This is a genomic window from Mesorhizobium sp. U510, assembly GCF_059180695.1.
In genome coordinates this window covers 412,640-434,471 of the sequence record NZ_CP180532.1, presented here as the reverse complement: position 1 = coordinate 434,471, position 21,832 = coordinate 412,640, and the positions used below count along the sequence as shown (strand labels likewise).

Genomic DNA, 21,832 nt, shown 5'->3' with positions numbered 1-21,832 from the left:
CGGCTGATATATCAGATGGAGACACGATTATGTGGACCGGAGTTTTCCCCGCCGTCACGACCAAATTCACCGCCGACGACCGGCTCGACCATGCCGAAATGGAGCGCTGCTTCGGCCTGCAGATGGAGGCCGGTTGCGACGGCATCATCGTCTGCGGCTCGCTCGGCGAAGGGCCGATGCTGTCGCCTGACGAGAAGATCGAGGTGCTGAAGACCGCGCAGAAAGTCGCCGGCAAGAAGCCGGTGCTGCTGACCGTCAATGAGGCGGGCACCCGGGAGGCCGCCGCTATTGCCAGGCGCGCCGCGAGCGAAGGTGCCGATGGCCTGATGGTGGTGCCGAGCCCGATCTACCACACCAATGCGGAAGAGACCGTCGCGGCGCTGCGCGCGGTCGCCGAGGCCGGCGACCTGCCGGTCATGATCTACTCCAACCGGCTCGCCTATCGCGTCGACGTCACCGTCGACCAGATGGAGGAGTTGGCGTCGGACAAGCGCTTCGTCGCCATCAAGGAATCCTCCGACGATATCAGGCGCTCGACCGAGATCATCAACCGGCTTGGCGACCGCTACGATCTGTTCACCGGTGTCGACAATCTCGCCTTCGAGGCGCTGTCCATCGGCGCCATCGGCTGGGTAGCCGGCCTGGTCACCGCCTTCCCGCGCGAGACCGTCGCCATCTTCCAACTGATGAAGCAGGGCCGCCGCGAGGAGGCGCTCGCCATCTACCGCTGGTTCCGGCCGCTGCTCGACCTCGACGTCTCGACCTATCTGGTACAGAACATCAAGCTTGCCGAAGTGCTGGCAATCGATACCAATGACCGCGTGCGCATGCCGCGCCAGCCGCTGTCGGGCGAGCGCCGCAAGGCAGTCGAGAAGATCATACGGGATGCGCTGGCGGTGCGGCCGAAGCTGCCGTCGCTCCAGACGTCTCCTCTATCGGCGGACAGACTGGTGGCAGCCGAATAAGGGACAGCACCGACGTGCCAGAAAATTCCAAATCCCCGGAACAGGAGCAGCGCTCCGCCGCTGGGGCGCCTTCTCCCCGTGAATGGGGACAAGGGAAAGATATCGCCATTGTCGGCGGTGGCATCATCGGCATCTGTGCCGCTGCCTTCCTTGTCGAGGCGGGGTGCAGCGTAACAATCTTCGACCGCACCGGCATCTGCGAGGAGACGAGCTCCGGCAATGCGGCGGCCTTCGCCTTCTCAGACGTGCTGCCGCTGGCGCACAAGGGCATGATCAAGCACCTGCCGAAATGGCTGGCCGATCCGCTCGGCCCGCTCAGCATTCCGCCCGCCTACCTGCCGCGGCTGCTGCCCTGGCTGATCCGCTTCTGGCGCGCCGGCGCGCCGGCGAAATACGAAGCCAGCCTCGCCGCCCAGGCCGGCATGATGAAGCTCGCCGAAACCGAATGGATGGGGCTGCTCGATCGCTCCGGCACGCGGCCGATGCTGCGCGAGGACGGCTCGCTGGAGCTCTACGAGAGCGAAGCCGAGTTCCGCGCCTCGCTGTCCGGCTGGGCCGCGCGCGAGCGCTTCGGTATCGGCTTTCGCCATGTCGAGGGCGAAGGCCTGGCGGGTTTGCAGCCAGGCCTCTCCCCGCGCTTCATCAAGGGCACCTTCGTGCCGGGCTGGAAGACGGTGGCCGATCCAAAGCTGCTCGGCAAGGCGGTGTGGGCTTACGCCGAGGCCAAGGGTGCCCGCTTCGAGAGGGCTGGGATCGATCGGGTCGCGGCGGACCAGGATGGCGCGACACTGACGTTGGCCGATGGCACGACCAGGCAGGCAAGGCACCTTATCGTCGCTGCCGGCGCCTGGTCGCATCTTCTGGCGCGGCAGCTTGGCGACCGCATTCCACTGGAGACCGAGCGCGGCTACAACACGACGCTGCCCAGGAGTGCCTTTGACGTGAAGCGGCAGCTGATCTTCTCCGGCCATGGCTTCGTCATCACGCCGCTGGAGACGGGCCTGCGCGTCGGCGGCGCCGTCGAGCTCGGCGGCATCGAGCGGCCGCCCAATTTCAACAGATCGAAGGCGCTCCTGCAGAAGGCGCAGCAGTTCCTGCCCGGGCTCAATCCCTCGGGCGGGCGCGAATGGATGGGGTTCCGGCCCTCGCTGCCGGATTCGGTGCCTGTCATCGGCAAGGCCTCGGGAAGCCGGCCGGTGGTCTATGCTTTCGGCCACGGCCATCTGGGCCTGACCCAGGCCGCGGCGACCGCACGGTTGATCCGGGAAATCATCCTGGGGCAGGTTGCGTCTGTTGATCTTGCCCCCTTCAGTCCACAACGGTTTTGAATTTTTCGAGGAACGACATGGCCAAGAAATCCTTCTTCTGCATCGACGGCCACACATGCGGCAATCCGGTGCGGCTGGTCGCCGGCGGCGGCCCGCTGCTCGAGGGCTCGACGATGATGGAACGGCGCGCGCATTTCCTTGCCGAGTATGACTGGATCCGCACCGGGCTGATGTTCGAGCCGCGCGGCCATGATGTGATGTCAGGTTCGATCCTCTATGCGCCGACGCGCGAGGATTGCGACATCGCCATCCTGTTCATCGAAACCTCCGGCTGCCTGCCGATGTGTGGCCATGGCACCATCGGCACGGTGACGATGGCCATCGAACACGGGCTGATCAAGCCGAAGACGCCGGGTGTGCTGAGGCTCGATACGCCGGCCGGGCTGGTCATCGCCGAATACAAACAGGTCGGCGAATATGTCGAGGAAGTGCGCATCACCAATGTGCCGTCTTTCCTCCATGCCGAAGGTCTGACGGTCGAATGTCCCGGGCTCGGCGAGATCACCGTCGATGTCGCCTATGGCGGCAATTTCTACGCCATCGTCGAGCCGCAGAAGAACTACCGCGACATGGCGGATTATTCCGCCGGCGACCTCATCGCCTGGAGCCCGGTGGTGCGGCAACGGCTCAACGAGAAATATTCCTTCGTGCATCCGGAGAACCCCGGCATCAACAGGCTGTCGCACATGCTGTGGACCGGAAAGCCGACGGTGAAAGGGGCTGATGCCCGCAATGCCGTGTTCTACGGCGACAAGGCGATCGACCGCTCACCGTGCGGCACCGGCACCTCGGCGCGCATGGCGCAACTCCATGCCAAGGGCAAGCTCAGGGCAGGCGATGCCTTCGTGCATGAATCGATCATTGGTTCGCTGTTCAAGGGCAAGGTCGAAAAGGAGGTCACCGTGGCGGGCAGACCGGCGATCATCCCCTCGATCGGCGGCTGGGCGCGGATGACCGGACTGAACACCATCTTCATCGACGACCGCGATCCGTTCGCGCATGGTTTCGTGGTCAAGTGAGGAGAATCCTGACCTTGCGGAAAGGAGTGTGACGAAAAGACGAACCCTGTCAGGAACGCAACGAATCCTCTTATCACCTAATTTTGACGGCGATTTCTTCGAAACGGGGTGCATGATACGGCCGAATCGTCAAAGACATTGCGTTATGCCAATGATAGGGTCCGCGATAGTCCAGGGGTCGGGTGCAGAAAACGGGCGGTCGGAACGACGTGAATCGGAAACACGCGGGGCGGTCAAAAAAAATCACGTTGCAATCCGGGCTCGAAACTTTACGACTAGGGGAAATACGAAAAGGAATGCGTCTGCATGGGCGACATTCCAGGGGAGCCATGTACACATGCAGTATTTTGTCCAGCAGCTTATCAACGGGCTGACGCTGGGATCGATCTATGGGCTGATCGCAATCGGCTACACGATGGTCTACGGCATCATCGGCATGATCAACTTCGCCCATGGCGACATCTTCATGGTGGGCGCCTTCACGGCGCTGATCGTCTTCCTCATCCTCGGCGCGCTGTTCTATTCGGTGCCCGTGGTCATCGCGCTGCTGGTCATGATGATCGTGGCGATGCTGCTCACCAGCCTCTACAACTGGACGATCGAGAAGGTGGCCTACCGGCCGCTGCGCGGTTCGTTCCGGCTGGCGCCGCTGATCACCGCCATCGGCATGTCGATCGCGCTGTCGAACTTCGTCCAGGTGACGCAAGGTCCGCGCAACAAGCCGATCCCGCCGATGGTTAGCCAGGTCTACAACATCAACGGCGTCAGCGTGTCGCTGAAGCAGATCATCATCGTCATCGTCACCGCGCTGCTCCTGGTGGTGTTCTGGTACCTGGTCAACAAGACCTCGCTTGGCCGGGCGCAACGCGCCTGCGAACAGGACCGCAAGATGGCGGCCCTTCTGGGCATCGACGTCGACCGCACCATCTCCATCACCTTCATCATGGGCGCCTCGCTTGCCGCCGTCGCCGGCACGCTGTTCCTGATGTATTATGGCGTGGTGGCCTTCTCCGACGGTTTCGTGCCGGGTGTGAAGGCATTCACCGCGGCGGTGCTTGGCGGCATCGGCTCGTTGCCGGGCGCCGTGCTCGGCGGGCTGCTGATCGGCTTCATCGAGAGCATGTGGTCGGCCTATTTCTCGATCGACTACAAGGACGTCGCGGCGTTCTCGATCCTGGCGATCGTGCTGATCTTCCTGCCTTCCGGCATATTGGGCCGGCCAGAAGTCGAAAAGGTCTGAGATCATGGCCGTGACCGTATCTCGTGAGAGCGACAGCGTCGCCACCCCCACCCAACGCGCGCTTAAGGAAGCGTTTTATGCCGGTGCCATCGCGCTTGGCCTGTTCGTGCTGTTCATCGGTCTGAAGACCGGTCAGAACATGTCCAATGAACTGGTCCTGACTCAGCGTTGGGGCCTGCTCGCCGCCGTGGTGATCGCCACGGCCGTCGGCCGTTTCCTCTATGTCGCCTATGGCCAGCCCTTCATGGCCAACCAGAAGATCGCCAACGTCGCCACCGGTCTGTTGCCGGCCAGCGTGGGGTCACGGTTCTTCACGCTGCCGGCGTTCATCGTGGCTGTCGTCGCGATGGTGCTGCTGTTCGTCTTCAATGGCTCCCTCGCCGGATGGGTGGGAGCGGAACCTGCCGGCTATCTGCAATTCCTGCGCGCCCTGGCGGTCATCTATGTGCTGGCTTGCGTGATCTACTACTTTCGCGCCTTCATCCATGCCAACTTCACCAAATTGGGCATCACAGCGCTGGTGCTATACCCGATCCTCGTGGTCGCGGTGCTGTCGCTGAACGCCTGGTCGATTGCTGGAGGGCTGCAGGGCTCGCTGAAATGGGTCGACAATTTCGGCATCCAGATCCTGATCTATGTGATGCTGGCCTGGGGGCTGAACATCGTCGTTGGCCTCGCCGGCCTGCTCGATCTCGGCTACGTCGCCTTCTATGCACTGGGCGCCTATGCCTATGCGCTTCTTGCCACGCAATACGGCCTGTCGTTCTGGATCCTGCTGCCAGCCGCGGGCTGCATGGCCGCTCTGTGGGGGGTGCTGCTCGGCTTCCCCGTGCTGCGCCTGCGCGGCGATTATCTGGCGATCGTGACGCTCGCCTTCGGCGAGATCATCCGCCTGGTGCTGATCAACTGGCGTGAGGTCACCAACGGGTCGGCCGGTATCTCCGGCATTCCCAAGGTTTCCTTCTTCGGCCTGATGACCTTCAACGTGTCGGATCCCAACTACATTGCCAAGGTTCTGCACATTGCGACCTCGAGCGCCTACTACAAGATCTTCCTCTACTATCTGATCCTGGGCCTGTGCCTGCTTACCGCCTTCGTCACCATCAGGCTGCGCCGTCTGCCGGTCGGCCGCGCCTGGGAGGCCTTGCGTGAGGACGAGATCGCCTGCCGCTCGCTCGGCATCAACACCACCACCACCAAGCTGACTGCCTTCGCAACCGGTGCCATGTTCGGTGGCTTCGCCGGCTCGTTCTTCGCCGCGCGGCAAGGCTTCGTCAGCCCGGAATCCTTCGTTTTCCTGGAATCGGCCATCATCCTTGCCATCGTCGTTCTCGGCGGCATGGGCTCGCTGGTCGGCATTGCGGTTGCCGCGATGGTGATGATCGGCGGCACCGAGGCGCTGCGCGAACTCGACTTCCTCAAGCAGATCTTCGGGCCGGACTTCACCCCCGAACTCTACCGCATGCTTCTGTTCGGCATGGCCATGGTCATCGTCATGCTGTGGAAGCCGCGCGGCTTCGTCGGCAGTCGCGAACCGACCGCCTTCCTCAAGGAGCGAAGGGCTGTCTCAAGCTCCTTCACCAAGGAGGGCCACGGCTGATGAACGCGACCACGCAAATGAACGACGCCATCCTGCAGGTCGACCATCTGTCGATGAAATTCGGCGGCCTGGTCGCCATCGGCGACCTCTCCTTCACCGCCAGGCGCGGCGAGATCACGGCGCTGATCGGGCCTAACGGCGCCGGCAAGACCACCGTGTTCAACTGCATCACCGGCTTCTACAAGCCGTCCGAAGGCATGATCACGCTCAACCGGGCCGACGGCTCGACCTATCTGCTGGAGCGGCTGCCCAACCATGAGATCCCGGCGCGCGCCAAGGTGGCGCGCACCTTCCAGAACATCCGGCTGTTCTCGGGCATGACGTTGTTGGAGAACCTTCTGGTTGCCCAGCACAACAAGCTGATGAAGGCATCGGGCTATACGGTGCTTGGCCTGTTCGGCTTCAGCGGTTACCGCAAGGCGTCAGCCGAGTCGATGGAGCTGGCCAGGCATTGGCTGGAGAAGGCCGATCTCGTCGATCGCGCCGATGATCCGGCCGGCGATCTGCCCTATGGCGCGCAGCGGCGCCTCGAGATCGCGCGTGCCATGTGCACGGGTCCGGAACTTCTGTGTCTCGACGAGCCGGCGGCGGGCCTCAACCCGAAAGAATCGGCGGCGCTCAACGAGCTCTTGATGGACATCAAGCACAACACCGGCACCTCGATCCTGCTGATCGAGCACGACATGTCGGTGGTCATGCAGATTTCCGACCATGTCGTGGTGCTGGAATACGGCCGCAAGATCTCCGACGGCAATCCGCAGTCGGTGCGCACCGATCCGCGCGTCATCGCCGCCTATCTCGGCGTCGACGACGAGGAGGTCGAGACCGTGCTGACCGAGGTCGGCGACGAGGACGTCATCGAGCAGCTCGACATTGGGCCGGATGCGGCGCATGGCCCGGGTACGTCGTCATCATACCTGGCCGGACCTGTGACCGACACTGTCGGACACAGCGATGGCGAGCGCGTCACGGTGTCGAAAGGCGCCTCGAAGGCGGCACAGGTCGATGCCCGCGCGGCAACCGTGGTGAGCAAACCCGTCGCAAAACCGGCCGCGCCGGCCAAGCCGGCGGCGAAAGCAGCACCGAAGAAGACGGCCGCCAAGGCGCCCGCTGCAAAGGCCGAAGGCATTTCGAACCGCCTCGCCGCCCCTCGTGGCGGCAAGGCCGACAACCTGACCCGCATCAAGGGTATCGGCACGGTCAACGAGAAGAAGCTCAACGAGCACGGCATCTTCCACTTCGACCAGATCGGCGCCTGGAAGAAGGCCGATGTCGAGGCTGCCGAAGCCTATCTCGCCTTTGACGGGCGCATTGCGCGCGAGGAATGGGTCAAGCAGGCCAAGCTGCTCGGTCGGGGCAAGGACACGGAATTCTCGCGCCGCGTCGATGCCGGCAAGGTGGCGACCAGCCATGCTTCCGCAAAGACTACCGGTGCGGCCAAGCCTGTGTCGGGCAAGCGTGGAGGGGGCAAATAATGGCCGGGACAACGCTGCTCGATATCAAGGGCGTGGAGACCTACTACGGCAACATCCGGGCGCTGAACGGCGTCGATGTCACCGTCAAGGAGGGCGAGATCGTGGCGCTGATCGGCGCCAACGGCGCCGGCAAATCGACGCTGATGATGACCATTTTCGGCGCTCCGCGCGCCCGCACAGGGACCATCACCTTCGCCGGTACCGACATCACCCAGTTGCCGACGCACGAGATCGCGCGCATGCGCATCGCCCAGTCACCCGAAGGCCGGCGCATCTTTCCGCGCATGACGGTGATGGAAAACCTGCAGATGGGCGCCAGCCTCGACAACCTCAAACACTATGACGAGGACGTCGAGAAGGTGTTCACGCTGTTCCCGCGGCTCAAGGAGCGCATCGCGCAGCGCGGCGGCACGCTGTCGGGCGGCGAGCAGCAGATGCTGTCGATCGGACGCGCGCTGATGGCGCGGCCGAAGCTGCTTCTGCTCGACGAGCCGTCGCTGGGCCTGGCGCCGCTGATCGTCAAGCAGATCTTCGATGCCATCCGCGAGCTGAACCGCACGCAAGGACTGACCGTGTTCCTGGTCGAGCAGAACGCGTTCGGCGCGTTGAAGCTCGCCACGCGCGGCTACGTCATGGTCAACGGCAATGTGACGATGAGCGGCACCGGCAAGGAACTGCTCGCCAATCCGGAAGTGCGCGCCGCCTATCTCGAAGGCGGACATCACTGAGTTTGGAGCGGAATGTGCATCCGGTATCCCGCTCCAACTTGTTTGTTTGTCGCATGATCCTTGTCCGAAAAGTCTGCAACTTTTCGGGATCGTGCTAGGGAGACTTCATCATGCAGGGCATTCTCTATGAGGAACCCTCGATCTGGCAGTTCTTCTTCGTCACTTGCCTGCTCGGCGGCTGGGCGGCCTGGATGACCGGCAAGGCCAGCGCCCAGACATGGCGCTCCTTCATCCAGCTTTTCGCCTATCTGCTGGGTCTCGGCATCGGCATCCGCTTCATCCATCATGCGCTGTTCGACGGCACGATGTTCTCGCTGCAGTACTATATCGTCGACACCATCGTGCTGATGATATTGGGCTTCGTCGGCTATCAATACACACGAACCAACCAGATGGTCACACAGTATAATTGGCTCTACGAAAGAGCTTCAATCTTGAGCTGGAAACCGAAAGGTTGAGGTTCATCATTAACGCCGGGTCAGGGATGAATCGGCGTGACAAGTGCCTGAAAATCGGCAAACTATGCTTTCTGCGATAAGGGTGGGCATCGCATGAAAGCTTCATCCACGCCCACTCCGTTAATGGGAGCGTTTAAATGAAAAAGTCACTTTTGTCCGCCGTCGCCCTGACCGCGCTTGTCGCGTTCGGCGGCAACGCGTGGGCTGATGTAATGTTCGGCGTTGCCGGTCCGATCACCGGTCCGAACGCGGCCTTCGGCGCACAGCTGCAGAAGGGCGCAGAGGCGGCGGTCGCTGCGATCAATGCCAAGGGCGGCATCAACGGCGAGCAGATCAAGCTTGAAGTCGGCGACGACGTCTCCGACCCGAAGCAAGGCATATCGGTTGCCAACAAGTTCGTCGGCGACGGCGTCAAGTTCGTGATCGGCCACTTCAACTCGGGCGTCTCGATCCCGGCCTCGGAAGTCTACGCCGAAAACAACATCGTCGAAATCACCCCGGCCGCGACCAACCCGAAGTTCACCGAGCGCGGTCTGTGGAACGTGTTCCGCACCTGCGGACGCGACGATCAGCAGGGCAGCATCGCCGGCGCCTATATCGCCGCGAACTTCAAGGATGCCAAGGTCGCCGTCGTGCACGACAAGACCCCTTATGGCCAGGGCCTCGCCGATGAAACCAAGAAGGCGATGAACGCCGCCGGCGTCAAGGAAGTGATGTATGAAGGCGTCAATGTCGGCGACAAGGACTTCTCGGCGCTCATCGCCAAGATGAAGGAAGCCGGCGTCACCCTGATCTATTGGGGCGGCCTGCACACCGAAGCCGGCCTGATCATCCGCCAGTCGGCGGACCAGGGCCTCAAGGCACCAATGATGTCGGGTGACGGCATCGTGACGGACGAACTCGCGGCGATCGCGGGCGACGCCGTCGCCGGCACGCTCAACACGTTCGGACCCGATCCGCGCCTGATCCCGGCCAACAAGGAACTCGTCGAGAAGTTCCGTGCGCAGGGCTTCGAGCCGGAAGCCTACACGCTCTACGCCTACGCCGCCGTGCAGGTGGTCGCCGAGGCGGCTGCTGCCGCCAAGACGAACGATCCGCAGGCCGTTGCCAAGGCGATGCATGAAAACGGCCCGTTCCCGACCGTTCTGGGCGATCTTGCCTATGACGCCAAGGGCGACCCGAAGCTGCCGGGCTACATCATGTACGAGTGGAAGAAGAAGGACGACGGCAAGTATTCCTGGTTCCCGAAATAAGCTGCTCTGACAGGTCTGAAATCCAAGATGCCCGGCGCAACGCGCCGGGCATTTTCTTTTGGCGCGTTCGGTCGGCCGATGATCTTTCTTGCCGGCTCCCCTCAGGCGGAGAGATCGCATCCAGGATCGAAATTGTCGCCATTGTTCCGTCCGTTGGGGCTAAGGCGTGCGAGTGTTGGCCGGATAATTGATTTAAATCGGTTTAAACCGGCGCTGATTTTGTTTGCACTGCAGCATTTTCACGCTAATCATTGCACCGATTTCCCGTCCCTTCCGCTGCTGGAGCCCAGTCCTTGGCCATCACGAAGATCCTCGTCGCCAACCGGTCAGAAATCGCCATCCGCGTCTTTCGCGCGGCCAATGAACTGGGCCTCAAAACCGTGGCGATCTGGGCCGAGGAAGACAAATATTCGCTGCACCGCTTCAAGGCCGACGAGAGCTACCAGGTCGGGCGCGGTCCGCATCTCATCAAGGATATGGGGCCGATCGAGAGCTATCTGTCGATCGAGGAGGTGATCCGCGTCGCCAGGCTCTCGGGCGCCGATGCCATCCATCCCGGCTACGGGCTTCTGTCCGAAAGCCCCGAATTCGCCGAAGCCTGCGCGCAAGCGGGCATCACCTTCATCGGACCGAAGCCGGACACGATGCGCCGTCTCGGCAACAAGGTCGCGGCGCGCAATCTCGCCATCGAAGTCGGCGTGCCTGTCATTCCCGCCACCGATCCGTTGCCGGACGATATGGAGGCGGTCAAGAAACTGGCCAAGGAGATCGGCTATCCGGTGATGCTGAAGGCCTCCTGGGGCGGCGGCGGGCGCGGCATGCGTGCCATCCGTTCCGAGGCCGATCTCGCCCGCGAGGTCACGGAAGGCAAGCGCGAGGCGAAGGCCGCTTTCGGCAAGGACGAGGTCTATCTCGAAAAGCTGATCGAGCGCGCGCGCCACGTCGAGGTGCAGGTGCTTGGCGACACGCATGGCAATGCCGTGCACCTGTTCGAGCGCGACTGCTCGATCCAGCGCCGCAACCAGAAGGTCGTCGAGCGGGCACCCGCGCCCTATCTCGAAATGGCGCAGCGCGAGGAGCTTTGCGGCTACGCGCTGAAGATCGCGCGCGAGACCAGCTATATCGGCGCCGGCACGGTCGAGTTCCTGCAGGATGCCGATACCGGGAAATTCTATTTCATCGAGGTCAACCCGCGCATCCAGGTCGAGCATACCGTCACCGAGCAGGTGACCGGCATCGACATCGTCAAGGCGCAGATCCACATCCTCGACGGTTTCGCCATCGGCACACCGCAATCGGGCGTGCCGGCGCAGAAGGACATCAGGCTGAACGGCCATGCCTTGCAGTGCCGCATCACCACCGAAGATCCCGAGCACAATTTCATCCCGGATTACGGCCGCATCACCGCCTATCGCGGCGCCACCGGCTTCGGCATCCGGCTGGATGGCGGAACCGCCTATTCCGGCGCCGTCATCACCCGCTTCTACGATCCGCTGCTGGAGAAGGTGACGGCCTGGGCGCCGACGCCGGCCGAGACGATTGCCCGCATGAACCGGGCGCTGCGCGAATTCCGCATCCGCGGCGTCGCCACCAACCTCACCTTCCTCGAAGCGATCATCAACCACCCGAGCTTCGCCGACAACTCCTATACGACCAAGTTCATCGACACGACGCCGGAGCTGTTCCAGCAGGTCAAGCGCCAGGACCGCGCAACCAAGCTGCTCAACTACCTGGCCGATGTCAGCGTCAACGGCCATCCCGAGACGCGCGGCCGGCCGATGCCGAAGGCCGATGCGGCAGCACCGGTCGTCCCCTATCTCAACGGCAATGTGCCGGGCGGCAGCAAGCAGAAGCTGGACGTGCTCGGTCCGGAGAAATTCGCCGGCTGGATGCGCGAGCAGAAGGAAGTTCTGGTCACCGATACCACCATGCGCGACGGCCACCAGTCGCTGCTGGCGACACGCATGCGCACGCATGACATTGCCAATATTGCCGGCACCTATGCGCGCGCCCTGCCGCAGCTTCTGTCGCTCGAATGCTGGGGCGGCGCGACCTTCGACGTCGCCATGCGCTTTCTCACCGAGGATCCTTGGGAGCGGCTGTCGCTGGTGCGCGAGGCGGCCCCCAACCTGCTGCTGCAAATGCTGCTGCGCGGCGCCAACGGCGTCGGCTACACCAATTATCCCGACAATGTCGTGCAGCATTTCGTCAAGCAGGCGGCGAGCGGCGGTATCGACCTGTTCCGCGTCTTCGACTGCCTGAACTGGGTCGAGAACATGCGCGTCGCCATGGATGCGGTCGGCGCCGAGGGCAAGCTGATCGAAGCGGCGATGTGCTATACCGGCGACATTCTCGATCCGGCGCGGGCCAAGTACGACCTGAAATACTATGTCGGCCTGGCCGGCGAACTGCAGGCCGCCGGCGCCCACATCATCGCCGTTAAGGACATGGCGGGCCTGTTGAAGCCGGCGGCGGCCCGCGTGCTGTTCAAGGCGCTGCGCGAGGCGACCGACCTGCCGATCCATTTCCACACCCACGACACGTCTGGCCTGTCGGCGGCGACCGTGCTGGCGGCGGTGGAGAGCGGCGTCGACGCCATCGACGCGGCGATGGATGCCTTCTCCGGCAACACGTCGCAGCCTTGCCTGGGCTCGATCGTCGAGGCGCTGAAGGGCACCGAGCGCGACCCAGGCCTCGACCCGCAATGGATCCGCAAGATCTCGTTCTACTGGGAAGCGGTGCGCAACCAGTATGCCGCCTTCGAAAGCGATCTCAAGGGGCCGGCCTCGGAAGTCTATCTGCATGAAATGCCGGGCGGACAGTTCACCAACCTCAAGGAGCAGGCGCGTTCGCTCGGGCTGGAAACGCGCTGGCACGAGGTGGCGCAGACCTATCACGACGTCAATCTGATGTTCGGCGACATCGTCAAGGTGACGCCGTCATCCAAGGTCGTCGGCGACATGGCGCTGATGATGGTCAGCCAGGACCTCACCGTCGCCGATGTCGAGAACCCGGCCAGGGATATCGCCTTCCCGGACTCGGTCGTCTCGATGCTGCGCGGCGATCTCGGCCAGTCGCCCGGCGGCTGGCCGGCGGCGCTGCAGAAGAAGGCGCTGAAGGGCGACAAGCCGATCACGGCGCGGCCCGGCTCGCTCCTGAGGCCCGCCGATCTCAAGGCCAGCCGCAAGGAGATCGAGGAGAAGCTCGAGCGCAAGCTCTCGGAATACGAGTTCGCCTCTTGGCTGATGTATCCGAAGGTGTTCACCGACTTTGCCGGCGCGCAGGAGACCTACGGGCCGGTCAGCGTCCTGCCGACGCCGACCTATTTCTACGGCATGAAGTCGGAAGACGAGATCTTCATCGACATCGAGAAGGGCAAGACGCTTGTCGTGCGTTGCCTCGCCATCGGCGATGTCGACGACAAGGGCATGGTCACCGTGTTCTTCGAGCTCAACGGCCAGCCGCGGCGCGTGAAGGTGCCGGACCGGGCGCATGGCGCCTCCGCCGCCAAGGCGCGCCGCAAGGCCGAGCCCGGCAACGAGGCGCATGTCGGCGCGCCGATGCCGGGCGTGGTTTCCGCCCTTTCGGTCGCCACCGGCCAGGCGGTGAAGGCCGGTGACGTGCTGCTCTCCATCGAAGCGATGAAGATGGAAACGGCCCTGCATGCCGAGCGCGACGGCACCGTCGCCGAAGTGCTGGTCAAGACCGGCGACCAGATCGATGCCAAGGATCTGCTGATCGCCTTCGCTTAAGACCCGGCAAAGAGCGGGCAGGCTGTCGGCTTCTGTCGGCAGCCCTCATGCCTTGTTCGATAACAGCTTGACCCGCCGCCGCCGGTCGGGCATCGAACCGGCTCAAATTTGCCGCCGTCTTTCGCCGAGTCGCGGCCCAGAACCAATTTTGGAGAAAAACATGGCCGACGATATCACCGAGACCAGCCAGACTGTTGCCGCCGGCCAGCTGCGTGCCCTCATCGAACGCATCGAGCGGCTCGAGGAAGAAAAGAAGACGATCGCCGACGACATCAAGGAAGTGTTCGCCGAGGCCAAGGGCACGGGGTTCGACACCAAGGCGATACGCACCATCATCCGGCTGCGCAAGAAAGACCAGGCCGAGCGCCAGGAAGAGGACGCCATCCTCGATCTGTACATGGCCGCGCTCGGCATGGTGTAACATTAGAGCCTGTTCCATCCCGATCAAATCGGGATGGGGCTCTATGTTTTGTTTGAGCATGATCTTTTCCGAAAACCGGAGTCCGCTTTTCGGGATCATGCTCTAACCGCCCGGTGCCCGATGCGGTTACCGGAGATACGGTTTGAACCATGAGCGAATTCGATTTCGGCGGCCGTCGCGCCTCGGAGTTCCGCCATCGCGGCTTCTGGTCGCTGTTCGCCGAACGGCATCCGGAGGAAAGAGCCCGGCTGGCGCGGCGCGGGCCTTGGTTCTGGCAGCGCGGGCTGCCTGATTTCGCCCTGGTCATTTCCATGTATGTCGCGCCGGCGCAGAACCATGTCGGCGTCTTTTTCGGCCGCAACGAAAAGTTCGGCGCCACGCAAAGCTGGTCGCGGTTGAAGCCGTTCCAGCCGGCGATCGAAGAGAGGCTCAACCTCAGGCCGGAACAAAGTTGCGAGGGCCTCGGCATCAATTCGATGTGGCGGGTCAACTGCTTTGCCGAGGACAACTGGCCCGCCATGACCGACTGGCTGGTGACGGAATGCTCGCGCGTCGAGCGCGCCGTTGTCGATGTGCTCGGACAGGGGTAGGGCGCCGGTGTCCCCGGAAGGCGCCGGATCCTTCTTCCGCTCGCGCTGGCTTGGCCAGGTGCCGATCGACCGGCTGTTCTGGCGCGACATGCTGCTGGTCGGGACGGGGATCAGCATTGCCTCGTCCGTGGTCGCTCTGATCCTGCTTGGGCTGAAGATGCCGCTCGGGCTCGTGCTGGCGGTGCATTTCGCACCGGTGCCCTACAACATCTTTCTCACCATCGCGGTCTGGCGGACGGCCGAGAAATCGGGCGCCAAGGCCTCCCTGATGCTGCTGGGCTCGGCGCTCTGGCTCATCGCCACGGTTGTGATCTGAGCAGGCGGAACGCAGCATGAAAAAGGGCGGCCGAAGCCGCCCTTTGCTGAAAGCCTGCGCGATGCCCCTTCAGGCCGCCGGCTCGAAATTAAGCGCCACGCCGTTGATGCAATAGCGCAGACCGGTCGGCGGCGGGCCGTCCTCGAAGACGTGGCCGAGATGGCTGCCGCAGCGCGAGCAATGGCACTCGGTGCGGACCATGCCATAGCTGCGGTCGACGGTGGTCTCGATCGAGCCGGGCACCGGGTCGTTGAAGCTCGGCCAGCCGGTGCCGCTCTCGAACTTCAGCTTGGATTCGAACAGCGGCTGGTCGCAGCCGACGCAGGAAAATGTGCCGGCGCGCTTCTCGTAGAGCAAAGCGCAGCTGCCCGGCCGCTCGGTGCCGTGATTGCGCATGACCGCATATTGCTCCGGCGTCAGCCGGGCGCGCCATTCGGCATCGGTGCGGGTGACGGGGTAGGTGTGGGTGTCCATCTGATCTCCTCAGCCTTGGCGGCTCGTTCTTTGTTGCAACCTCATATTCGCAACAAATAGGCATTTGTTACAAGGTTTGCCCGCATTCTCGCTCGCCATCATCATCCTATCGCCGCGAGATAGCGCGCGACAGAGGTGGCCAAGGCCGTTTTGCCACCGCCGATGATGTTCAGGTCCCACCATGCCCCGCGGATATCGTCGAAGGCGAATGGTTCCAATGCCGCCGCTATGCGGCGCACGGCCGCCGCGTTGAGCGGTATCTGGTTGGGATAGCTGTACATGAAGCTGACATGGCGGCGCGTCGGCGTCACCTGCACCGTGTCGCCGGTCAGTAGGGCGTTGCCGCCCTCGCGCTGCCAGTGCAGCACCTGGCTGCCGGCAAAATGGCCGCCGCAGCGGACGAGCGTGAGCGACGGATTGAGGACGAGCGTCTCGCCTTGCCAACTGACGATCGAGGGATGCGGCCGCATGATCCATTGGCGGTCGTCGGCGTGGAGATAGATCGGCACGCCGCCAAACGCTTCGCTCCAACATGCCATCGCCGAGTAGAAGTGGCAGTGCGAAATGGCGATGGCCGCCAGGCCGCCGCGGCGGTTGATCTCGGCCACCGCCTCGTCGCTGACCATCGAGATGCAGTCCCACAGCACATTGCCATGCGGCGTCTGCACCAGCTGCGCCCGCTGGCCGATAGCAAAGCGCGGCTCGATGCCGAAGCCGAGCACGCCGGCATCATCCCGCATCACCAGTCGATGCCCGGCAGCGAGCTCCTGCGGCGCGATCCAGGCCTGGCCTTCCCAGCGCACGAACTGCCGCTCGTCCTCGCAGATCGGGCAGTGTTGCAGCGGCGTCTCCGTCGCCGCGAATTGGACGCCGCATTGCAGGCAGAGGAAGCAGGTCATGGTGGCTCCGGAAATTGCTCAGTGTTTTCTGGAAAGCTGCTTCGTTGCGCTTTCGAGCCCGGCCAGCGTCAGCGGGAACATGCGGCCGCCGAAGATGTCGCGGATCATGGCGATCGAATGGGTGTAGCCCCAGTTCTTTTCGCTTTCGGGGTTCAGCCATACCGCATTCGGCCATTGCTGCAGCAGGCGGCCGAGCCAGACGGCGCCGGCCTCCGGGTTCCAGTGCTCGACCGAGCCGCCGGGGTGGGCGATCTCGTAAGGGCTCATCGAGGCGTCGCCAACAACGATCACCTTGTAGTCCGGTCCATACTTATGGAGGAGATCGAAGGTCGGAATCACTTCGGCATGACGGCGGCGATTGTCCTTCCACACGCCCTCGTAGAGGCAGTTGTGGAAGTAAAAATATTCGAGCTGGCGGAATTCCGCACGCGCCGCCGAAAACAGCTCTTCGACACTTTTGATGTGGTCGTCCATCGAGCCGCCGACATCGAAGAACATCAAAAGCTTCACCGCGTTGCGGCGCTCGGGCCGCGTCTGCACGTCGAGATAGCCATGTTCGGCGGTGGCGTGGATGGTGCCGGGCAGGTCGAATTCCTCCTCGGCGCCCTCGCGCACCCAGCGGCGCAGCCGCTTCAGCGCAATCTTGATGTTGCGGGTGCCGAGCTCGACGGCATCGTCGAAATTGCGGAACTCGCGCTTGTCCCAGACCTTCACGGCGCGGCGGTTGCGGCTTTCGTGCTGGCCGATGCGCACGCCTTCGGGATTGTAGCCATAGGCGCCGAAGGGCGAGGTGCCGCCAGTGCCTATCCATTTCGAGCCGCCCTGATGGCGGCCTTTCTGCTCCTCCAGCCTTTGCTTCAAGGTCTCCATCAGCTTTTCGAAGCCACCGAGCGCCTCGACCAGCTTTTTCTCCTCCTCGGTCAAATGCTTTTCGGCAAGCCGGCGCAGCCATTCTTCCGGGATGTTGGCAACGTCCACCGCATCCGGTCCGCCCAGCGCTTCAATGCCCTTGAAGACATGCGCGAATACCTGGTCGAAGCGGTCGATGTGGCGCTCGTCCTTCACCAGAGCGGCGCGGGCCAGGTAATAAAAACCCTCGACGTCATAGTCGACCAGCCCGGCTTCCAGTCCTTCCAGCAGTGACAGATATTCCCTGAGCGAGACGGGAACACGTGCGGCCTTCAGTTCGAGGAAGAAGGGGATGAACATTGTCTATCTACAGCAGATCATACTCGATGAAGCCGGTGCGGCGCGCCACGTGGTCGTAGAGCTTGCGCGCCGTGGCATTGGTTTCGTGCGTCATCCAGTAGACATTCTTGACGCCGATCTTTGCCGCTTCCTGCTTTACGGCATTGATCAGCGCCGCACCGATGCCCTTGCCGCGCACGTCCGGGTCGGCGAACAAGTCCTGCAGGTAGCAGTTGTTTTTCTCGGACCAGCCTGAGCGATGGTAGAGATAGTGGGTGAGGCCGACCGCCTTGCCGTCGAGCGTGGCGATAAAACCCTTCGGCTCGAATTCGCCTTCCGTGAACAGCCGCTTCCAGGTGACGGCATAGACCTCTTCCGGCAGCCTGGTTTCATAGAAGGTAAGGTAGTCGGTCCACAGGCGCTTCCAGTCGGCGTGGTCGGACTGTGCGAGCGGGCGGACAATAATCTCGGACATTTCATCTCCTGCGAAAGGTTGTGGCCGAAGCTGCCGTCCTGTCCGGCCCGCGGCAACGGTCCACGGTCGGGGAAAGCGCTATTGCTGTCTTCTGGCCATGAAGGCCAGGCGCTCGAACAGATGCACGTCCTGTTCGTTCTTCAGCAGTGCGCCATGCAGTTTGGGCAATGCGTTCTTCGGGTCGGCGCGCAAATCCTCGGGCGCGATGTCGTCTGCGACCAGCAGGCGGATCCAGTCGAGCGCCTCGGAGGTCGACGGCTTCTTCTTCAGGCCTGGGACCTCGCGGATCTCGTAGAACTGGGTAAGTGCCGCGCGCACCAGATTCTGCTTGATGCCGGGATAATGGACGTCGACGATCCTGTGCAGCGTGTCGACGTCGGGAAAGTGGATGTAGTGGAAGAAGCAGCGGCGCAGGAAGGCGTCCGGCAGTTCCTTCTCATTGTTGGAGGTGATGATGACGATCGGCCTGATAGCAGCGCGGATGGTCTCGCCGGTCTCGTAGACGAAGAACTCCATCCGGTCGAGTTCCTGCAGCAGGTCGTTGGGGAATTCGATGTCGGCCTTGTCGATCTCGTCTATGAGGAGCACGACCTTCTTGCCGGCCGCGAAGGCGTCCCACAGCTTGCCGCGCTTGATGTAGTTCTTGATGTCGTTGAACCTGGCATCGCCAAGCTGGCTGTCGCGCAGCCGTGACACGGCGTCATACTCGTAAAGGCCTTGCTGCGCCCGCGTCGTCGATTTGACGTGCCATTCGATGAGATCGAGGCCAAGTGCCGCCGCCACCTGGCGGGCAAGCTCAGTCTTGCCGGTGCCGGGCTCGCCCTTGACCAGCAGGGGCCGCTCCAGCGCGATCGCCGCGTTGACGGCCACCATTAGATCCTTGTCGGCGACATAGGCCGCCGTGCCTTCGAAACGCATTTTTGCTCCTTGGTTCACCCTGTGACCGTAAGGACGCCGCCCGGCCTGTGCAAGGGTGCGGCGCGGATGGCGAATAAAGCCGCCGAGACTGCCTGCGTCACTGGCGCTTGACCGCTGAGCGGCCTATATTGGGAGGGACGGTCTGTGCTTCCCGGCAGGAGAACATTTTCCCCGGGGCCTTAACGATCCTTAGGGAGCTGTCCCTGGGAAGACCCGTGGGTTTTCTCACACGGCGCCCACCTACTTTGTAGGTTCCCGGGATCGCTCTCTCCACCGGTTGTGTGGATCGTCACTTCTTGCCCCTGTATCCACGCATTTCGGTGGATGATGCGGTGGAAAACGTCGCTCCCAACACGCCATCCCGATCCGGCCTTTTCTATCGTCCGCGCATGACATCTCTCAAAGACCAGAAAAAACAGCTGCGACTCCAGGCGCTTGGACGCCGCGACGCGCTCGATGAATTCTGGCGGGTGGAGATGGCGCTCGAAATGGCCGAGACGGCGCGCGATCATCTCGCCATCGAGCCCGGCCAAATCGTCTCCGGCTTCTGGCCGATGCGTTCGGAAGTCGACGTAAGGCCCTTGATGTTTGCCTTGCGTGAACAGGGCGCGAGGCTTTGCCTGCCCGCCATTCTCGACAAGACCACGATCGTCTTTCGCGAACTGGTGCGCGGCGCGCCGATGGTCGACATGGGCTTCGGCACGGTCGGGCCCCATGAAGAGGCCGAGGTGCTCGATCCCGAGGTGATGCTGGTGCCGCTCGCCGCGTTCGACGCGCGCGGCCACCGCATCGGCTATGGCGCCGGCTATTACGACCGCGCGATCGCGAAGCTCGTCGACAAGGGGCATACGCCCCGGCTGATCGGCATCGCCTTCGACTGCCAGGAGGTGGCACAGGTTCCGGACGAGAACCATGACGTGATCATCCCGGAAATACTCACCGAGAGCGGGTTGCGCCGCTTCACGCCAAAATTGTAGATAATGGAGGCATGATCTTTTCGCGGATGTCATGCAGCTTTTGCTTCGCTGACTTTCGGTGCGGGATCATATGAGACTTCTATTCCTCGGTGACATGGTCGGAAAAACGGGACGCACGGCGGTGTGGGAACAACTGCCCGGCCTGATATCGGACTTCAAACTCGATTTCGTCATCGTCAATGGCGAGAATGCCGCCGGCGGCTTCGGCATCACCGAGGAGATCTTTCGCGAGACGATCGCGGCCGGCGCCGATGTCGTAACCACCGGCAATCATGTCTGGGATCAGCGCGATGCGCTGGCCTTCGCGCCGCGCGAAGAACGCTTCCTGCGTCCGTCGAATTTTCCCAAAGGGACACCCGGGCGCGGCTCCGGCGTCTACATCGCCAGAAGCGGCGCGCGCGTGCTGGTCGCCAACATCATGGGCCGGGTGTTCATGCATCCCGAACTCGACGATCCGTTCCAGGCCGGCGAACGCGAGCTTGCCGCCTGCCCGCTGGGCGAGCAGGCGGATGCGGTGGTGATCGACTTCCATGCCGAGGCAACCTCGGAAAAGATGTGCTTCGCGCATTTTGTCGACGGCCGCGCCAGCCTAGTCGTCGGCACCCACACCCACCAGCCGACCGCAGACCACCAGATCCTCAATGGCGGCACCGGCTATCTGTCGGATGCCGGCATGTGCGGCGACTATGATTCCTCGCTCGGCATGGACAAGGAGGAACCGCTCAACCGGTTCCTGTCGAAAGTGCCGAAGGGGCGCTTCGAGGCAGCGACCGGCCCGGCGACCTTGTGTGGGGTCGGTGTCAATATTTCCGATCGTACCGGACTGACCGAGAAGATCGCGCCGTTTCGTCGCGGGCCCAGACTGGAAGAAACGGCTCCATCCTTCTGGTCATGACATTGATATAGGCGCGCGCAGTACCTAACTGCCGACGACATCTGCTTCAGATCGTTAAAAGAGGGGACAACGACCTCCATGCAGCTTATCGAATTTCTTGCGCCGCATTTTCAATTCGTTTCCGATCCAACCGCATGGGTCGCCTTGCTGACGCTGGTGGTGCTCGAGATTGTGCTCGGCATCGACAATCTGATCTTCATCTCGATCCTGACCAACAAGCTGCCGGAAGCGCAGCGGGCTCGCGCCCGCCGGCTCGGCATTTCGGCCGCGCTGGTCATGCGGCTGGTGCTGCTGGCCACCATCTCGATCATCGTTCAGCTGACGACGCCGGTCTTCACCGCCTTCGGCCATGGCTTCTCCTGGCGCGACCTGATCCTGATCGCCGGCGGCCTGTTCCTGGTGTGGAAGGCGACCAAGGAGATCCATCACACGGTCGATCCCGACGACCACAAGGACACGATGATGGGTGAGACGCTCAAGATCTCGCTTGCCGGCGCGATCTTCCAGATCCTGCTGCTCGACCTCGTCTTTTCGATCGATTCAATCATCACCGCCGTCGGCATGACCGACGAGATCGCCATCATGTACATCGCCGTGATCGTGGCCGTCAGCGTGATGATGCTGGCGGCGGGTCCGCTGGCCAACTTCATCGCCAAGAACCCCAGCATCGTCATGCTGGCCCTGGGCTTCCTGTTGATGATCGGCATGACGCTGATCGCCGACGGCATGGGCTACCACGTGCCCAAGGGCTACATCTACGCGGCGATGGGTTTCTCGGCCCTGGTCGAGGGGCTCAACATGCTGGCGCGGCGGCGCAGGAAAGCGAAGCCCGGCGACGGGCATTGAGCATCGGGGTGCTGG

At 62.8% G+C, this 21,832-nt stretch carries 21 protein-coding genes and 1 other RNA gene; 17 read left to right on the top strand and 5 right to left on the bottom strand.

The window, feature by feature from the left end:
• Positions 1-29 precede the first annotated feature (29 nt).
• From ACLGL5_RS04025 to ACLGL5_RS03965, 13 genes are all read left to right on the top strand, one after another.
• The gene (locus ACLGL5_RS04025) at positions 30-965 is read left to right on the top strand and encodes a dihydrodipicolinate synthase family protein (protein WP_019861796.1); all 936 of its coding nucleotides are present in this window, start codon (positions 30-32) and stop codon (positions 963-965) included.
• Between the two features lie 14 nt (positions 966-979).
• Positions 980-2,293, top strand: a complete 1,314-nt coding sequence (locus ACLGL5_RS04020) for an NAD(P)/FAD-dependent oxidoreductase (protein ID WP_069090371.1) — start codon at positions 980-982, stop codon at positions 2,291-2,293.
• Positions 2,294-2,310: 17 nt separating this feature from the next.
• Positions 2,311-3,312: a 4-hydroxyproline epimerase gene (locus tag ACLGL5_RS04015; protein WP_069090370.1), complete on the top strand. Its 1,002-nt coding sequence runs from the start codon at positions 2,311-2,313 to the stop codon at positions 3,310-3,312.
• Positions 3,313-3,649: 337 nt separating this feature from the next.
• Positions 3,650-4,552, top strand: coding sequence for a branched-chain amino acid ABC transporter permease (locus tag ACLGL5_RS04010; protein ID WP_019861793.1), 903 nt, complete (start codon positions 3,650-3,652; stop codon positions 4,550-4,552).
• A gap of 4 nt (positions 4,553-4,556) precedes the next feature.
• Positions 4,557-6,152, top strand: coding sequence for a high-affinity branched-chain amino acid ABC transporter permease LivM (gene livM / locus ACLGL5_RS04005; RefSeq protein ID WP_019861792.1), 1,596 nt, complete (start codon positions 4,557-4,559; stop codon positions 6,150-6,152).
• Entirely contained in the window at positions 6,152-7,627 is a 1,476-nt protein-coding gene (locus ACLGL5_RS04000; RefSeq protein WP_064981260.1) for an ATP-binding cassette domain-containing protein, read from the top strand. Before livM ends, ACLGL5_RS04000 begins: the two co-directional genes overlap by 1 nt.
• The gene (locus ACLGL5_RS03995) at positions 7,627-8,355 is read left to right on the top strand and encodes an ABC transporter ATP-binding protein (RefSeq protein ID WP_010912086.1); all 729 of its coding nucleotides are present in this window, start codon (positions 7,627-7,629) and stop codon (positions 8,353-8,355) included. Before ACLGL5_RS04000 ends, ACLGL5_RS03995 begins: the two co-directional genes overlap by 1 nt.
• Positions 8,356-8,465: 110 nt before the next feature.
• Positions 8,466-8,813: a DUF6867 family protein gene (locus tag ACLGL5_RS03990; RefSeq protein ID WP_010912085.1), complete on the top strand. Its 348-nt coding sequence runs from the start codon at positions 8,466-8,468 to the stop codon at positions 8,811-8,813.
• Between the two features lie 137 nt (positions 8,814-8,950).
• Positions 8,951-10,066: a branched-chain amino acid ABC transporter substrate-binding protein gene (locus ACLGL5_RS03985; protein ID WP_019861791.1), complete on the top strand. Its 1,116-nt coding sequence runs from the start codon at positions 8,951-8,953 to the stop codon at positions 10,064-10,066.
• A 293-nt stretch (positions 10,067-10,359) separates the two neighbouring features.
• Positions 10,360-13,818 (top strand): pyruvate carboxylase, encoded by a 3,459-nt coding sequence (pyc, locus tag ACLGL5_RS03980; RefSeq protein ID WP_069090369.1) that lies wholly within the window; start codon positions 10,360-10,362, stop codon positions 13,816-13,818.
• A 160-nt stretch (positions 13,819-13,978) separates the two neighbouring features.
• Positions 13,979-14,239, top strand: a complete 261-nt coding sequence (locus tag ACLGL5_RS03975) for a DUF2312 domain-containing protein (protein ID WP_010912082.1) — start codon at positions 13,979-13,981, stop codon at positions 14,237-14,239.
• Between the two features lie 149 nt (positions 14,240-14,388).
• Positions 14,389-14,829 (top strand): hypothetical protein, encoded by a 441-nt coding sequence (locus tag ACLGL5_RS03970; RefSeq protein ID WP_019861789.1) that lies wholly within the window; start codon positions 14,389-14,391, stop codon positions 14,827-14,829.
• A 7-nt stretch (positions 14,830-14,836) separates the two neighbouring features.
• Complete coding sequence (locus ACLGL5_RS03965; RefSeq protein ID WP_019861788.1) at positions 14,837-15,145, top strand: hypothetical protein; 309 nt, start codon at positions 14,837-14,839, stop codon at positions 15,143-15,145.
• Positions 15,146-15,214: 69 nt separating this feature from the next.
• Here ACLGL5_RS03965 and msrB read toward each other — a convergent pair whose 3' ends face one another.
• The 5 genes from msrB to ACLGL5_RS03940 all read right to left on the bottom strand — a co-directional run bounded on the left by msrB (position 15,215) and on the right by ACLGL5_RS03940 (position 19,099).
• Positions 15,215-15,619 (bottom strand): peptide-methionine (R)-S-oxide reductase MsrB, encoded by a 405-nt coding sequence (msrB, locus tag ACLGL5_RS03960; RefSeq protein WP_010912078.1) that lies wholly within the window; start codon positions 15,617-15,619, stop codon positions 15,215-15,217.
• 101 nt (positions 15,620-15,720) lie between these two features.
• The gene (locus tag ACLGL5_RS03955) at positions 15,721-16,518 is read right to left on the bottom strand and encodes an MBL fold metallo-hydrolase (RefSeq protein WP_019861787.1); all 798 of its coding nucleotides are present in this window, start codon (positions 16,516-16,518) and stop codon (positions 15,721-15,723) included.
• Between the two features lie 18 nt (positions 16,519-16,536).
• Entirely contained in the window at positions 16,537-17,727 is a 1,191-nt protein-coding gene (locus ACLGL5_RS03950; RefSeq protein ID WP_019861785.1) for a vWA domain-containing protein, read from the bottom strand.
• 7 nt (positions 17,728-17,734) lie between these two features.
• Positions 17,735-18,181 carry a GNAT family N-acetyltransferase gene (locus tag ACLGL5_RS03945; protein WP_019861783.1) on the bottom strand — a complete coding sequence of 149 codons (447 nt, stop codon included), beginning with the start codon at positions 18,179-18,181 and terminating at the stop codon, positions 17,735-17,737.
• Between the two features lie 78 nt (positions 18,182-18,259).
• Complete coding sequence (locus tag ACLGL5_RS03940) at positions 18,260-19,099, bottom strand: AAA family ATPase (RefSeq protein ID WP_069090368.1); 840 nt, start codon at positions 19,097-19,099, stop codon at positions 18,260-18,262.
• 136 nt (positions 19,100-19,235) lie between these two features.
• Here ACLGL5_RS03940 and ssrS point away from each other — a divergent pair.
• The 4 genes from ssrS (at position 19,236) to ACLGL5_RS03920 (ending at position 21,817) form a co-directional block, all read left to right on the top strand.
• Positions 19,236-19,391: non-coding RNA, 6S RNA (gene ssrS, locus ACLGL5_RS03935), on the top strand.
• Positions 19,392-19,488: 97 nt separating this feature from the next.
• Entirely contained in the window at positions 19,489-20,076 is a 588-nt protein-coding gene (locus tag ACLGL5_RS03930; RefSeq protein ID WP_027047500.1) for a 5-formyltetrahydrofolate cyclo-ligase, read from the top strand.
• Between the two features lie 70 nt (positions 20,077-20,146).
• Positions 20,147-20,971 (top strand): TIGR00282 family metallophosphoesterase, encoded by an 825-nt coding sequence (locus ACLGL5_RS03925; protein ID WP_019861780.1) that lies wholly within the window; start codon positions 20,147-20,149, stop codon positions 20,969-20,971.
• A gap of 78 nt (positions 20,972-21,049) precedes the next feature.
• Positions 21,050-21,817, top strand: coding sequence for a TerC family protein (locus tag ACLGL5_RS03920; protein WP_019861779.1), 768 nt, complete (start codon positions 21,050-21,052; stop codon positions 21,815-21,817).
• Positions 21,818-21,832 lie beyond the last annotated feature (15 nt).

Bases quoted from the DNA above. Each gene is read 5' to 3' on its own strand.
- ACLGL5_RS04015 (WP_069090370.1), top strand. From the start codon at position 2,311: ATGGCCAAGAAATCCTTCTTCTGCATCGACGGCCACACATGCGGCAAT.
- ACLGL5_RS03925 (WP_019861780.1), top strand. From the start codon at position 20,147: ATGAGACTTCTATTCCTCGGTGACATGGTCGGAAAAACGGGACGCACG.
- ACLGL5_RS03930 (WP_027047500.1), top strand. From the start codon at position 19,489: ATGACATCTCTCAAAGACCAGAAAAAACAGCTGCGACTCCAGGCGCTT.
- ACLGL5_RS03990 (WP_010912085.1), top strand. From the start codon at position 8,466: ATGCAGGGCATTCTCTATGAGGAACCCTCGATCTGGCAGTTCTTCTTC.
- ACLGL5_RS03920 (WP_019861779.1), top strand. From the start codon at position 21,050: ATGCAGCTTATCGAATTTCTTGCGCCGCATTTTCAATTCGTTTCCGAT.
- ACLGL5_RS03975 (WP_010912082.1), top strand. From the start codon at position 13,979: ATGGCCGACGATATCACCGAGACCAGCCAGACTGTTGCCGCCGGCCAG.
- ACLGL5_RS04025 (WP_019861796.1), top strand. From the start codon at position 30: ATGTGGACCGGAGTTTTCCCCGCCGTCACGACCAAATTCACCGCCGAC.
- ACLGL5_RS03940 (WP_069090368.1), bottom strand. From the start codon at position 19,099: ATGCGTTTCGAAGGCACGGCGGCCTATGTCGCCGACAAGGATCTAATG.
- ACLGL5_RS03955 (WP_019861787.1), bottom strand. From the start codon at position 16,518: ATGACCTGCTTCCTCTGCCTGCAATGCGGCGTCCAATTCGCGGCGACG.
- ACLGL5_RS03985 (WP_019861791.1), top strand. From the start codon at position 8,951: ATGAAAAAGTCACTTTTGTCCGCCGTCGCCCTGACCGCGCTTGTCGCG.
- ACLGL5_RS03945 (WP_019861783.1), bottom strand. From the start codon at position 18,181: ATGTCCGAGATTATTGTCCGCCCGCTCGCACAGTCCGACCACGCCGAC.
- livM (WP_019861792.1), top strand. From the start codon at position 4,557: ATGGCCGTGACCGTATCTCGTGAGAGCGACAGCGTCGCCACCCCCACC.
- ACLGL5_RS03995 (WP_010912086.1), top strand. From the start codon at position 7,627: ATGGCCGGGACAACGCTGCTCGATATCAAGGGCGTGGAGACCTACTAC.
- ACLGL5_RS03970 (WP_019861789.1), top strand. From the start codon at position 14,389: ATGAGCGAATTCGATTTCGGCGGCCGTCGCGCCTCGGAGTTCCGCCAT.
- msrB (WP_010912078.1), bottom strand. From the start codon at position 15,619: ATGGACACCCACACCTACCCCGTCACCCGCACCGATGCCGAATGGCGC.
- ACLGL5_RS04010 (WP_019861793.1), top strand. From the start codon at position 3,650: ATGCAGTATTTTGTCCAGCAGCTTATCAACGGGCTGACGCTGGGATCG.
- ACLGL5_RS04000 (WP_064981260.1), top strand. From the start codon at position 6,152: ATGAACGCGACCACGCAAATGAACGACGCCATCCTGCAGGTCGACCAT.
- ACLGL5_RS03950 (WP_019861785.1), bottom strand. From the start codon at position 17,727: ATGTTCATCCCCTTCTTCCTCGAACTGAAGGCCGCACGTGTTCCCGTC.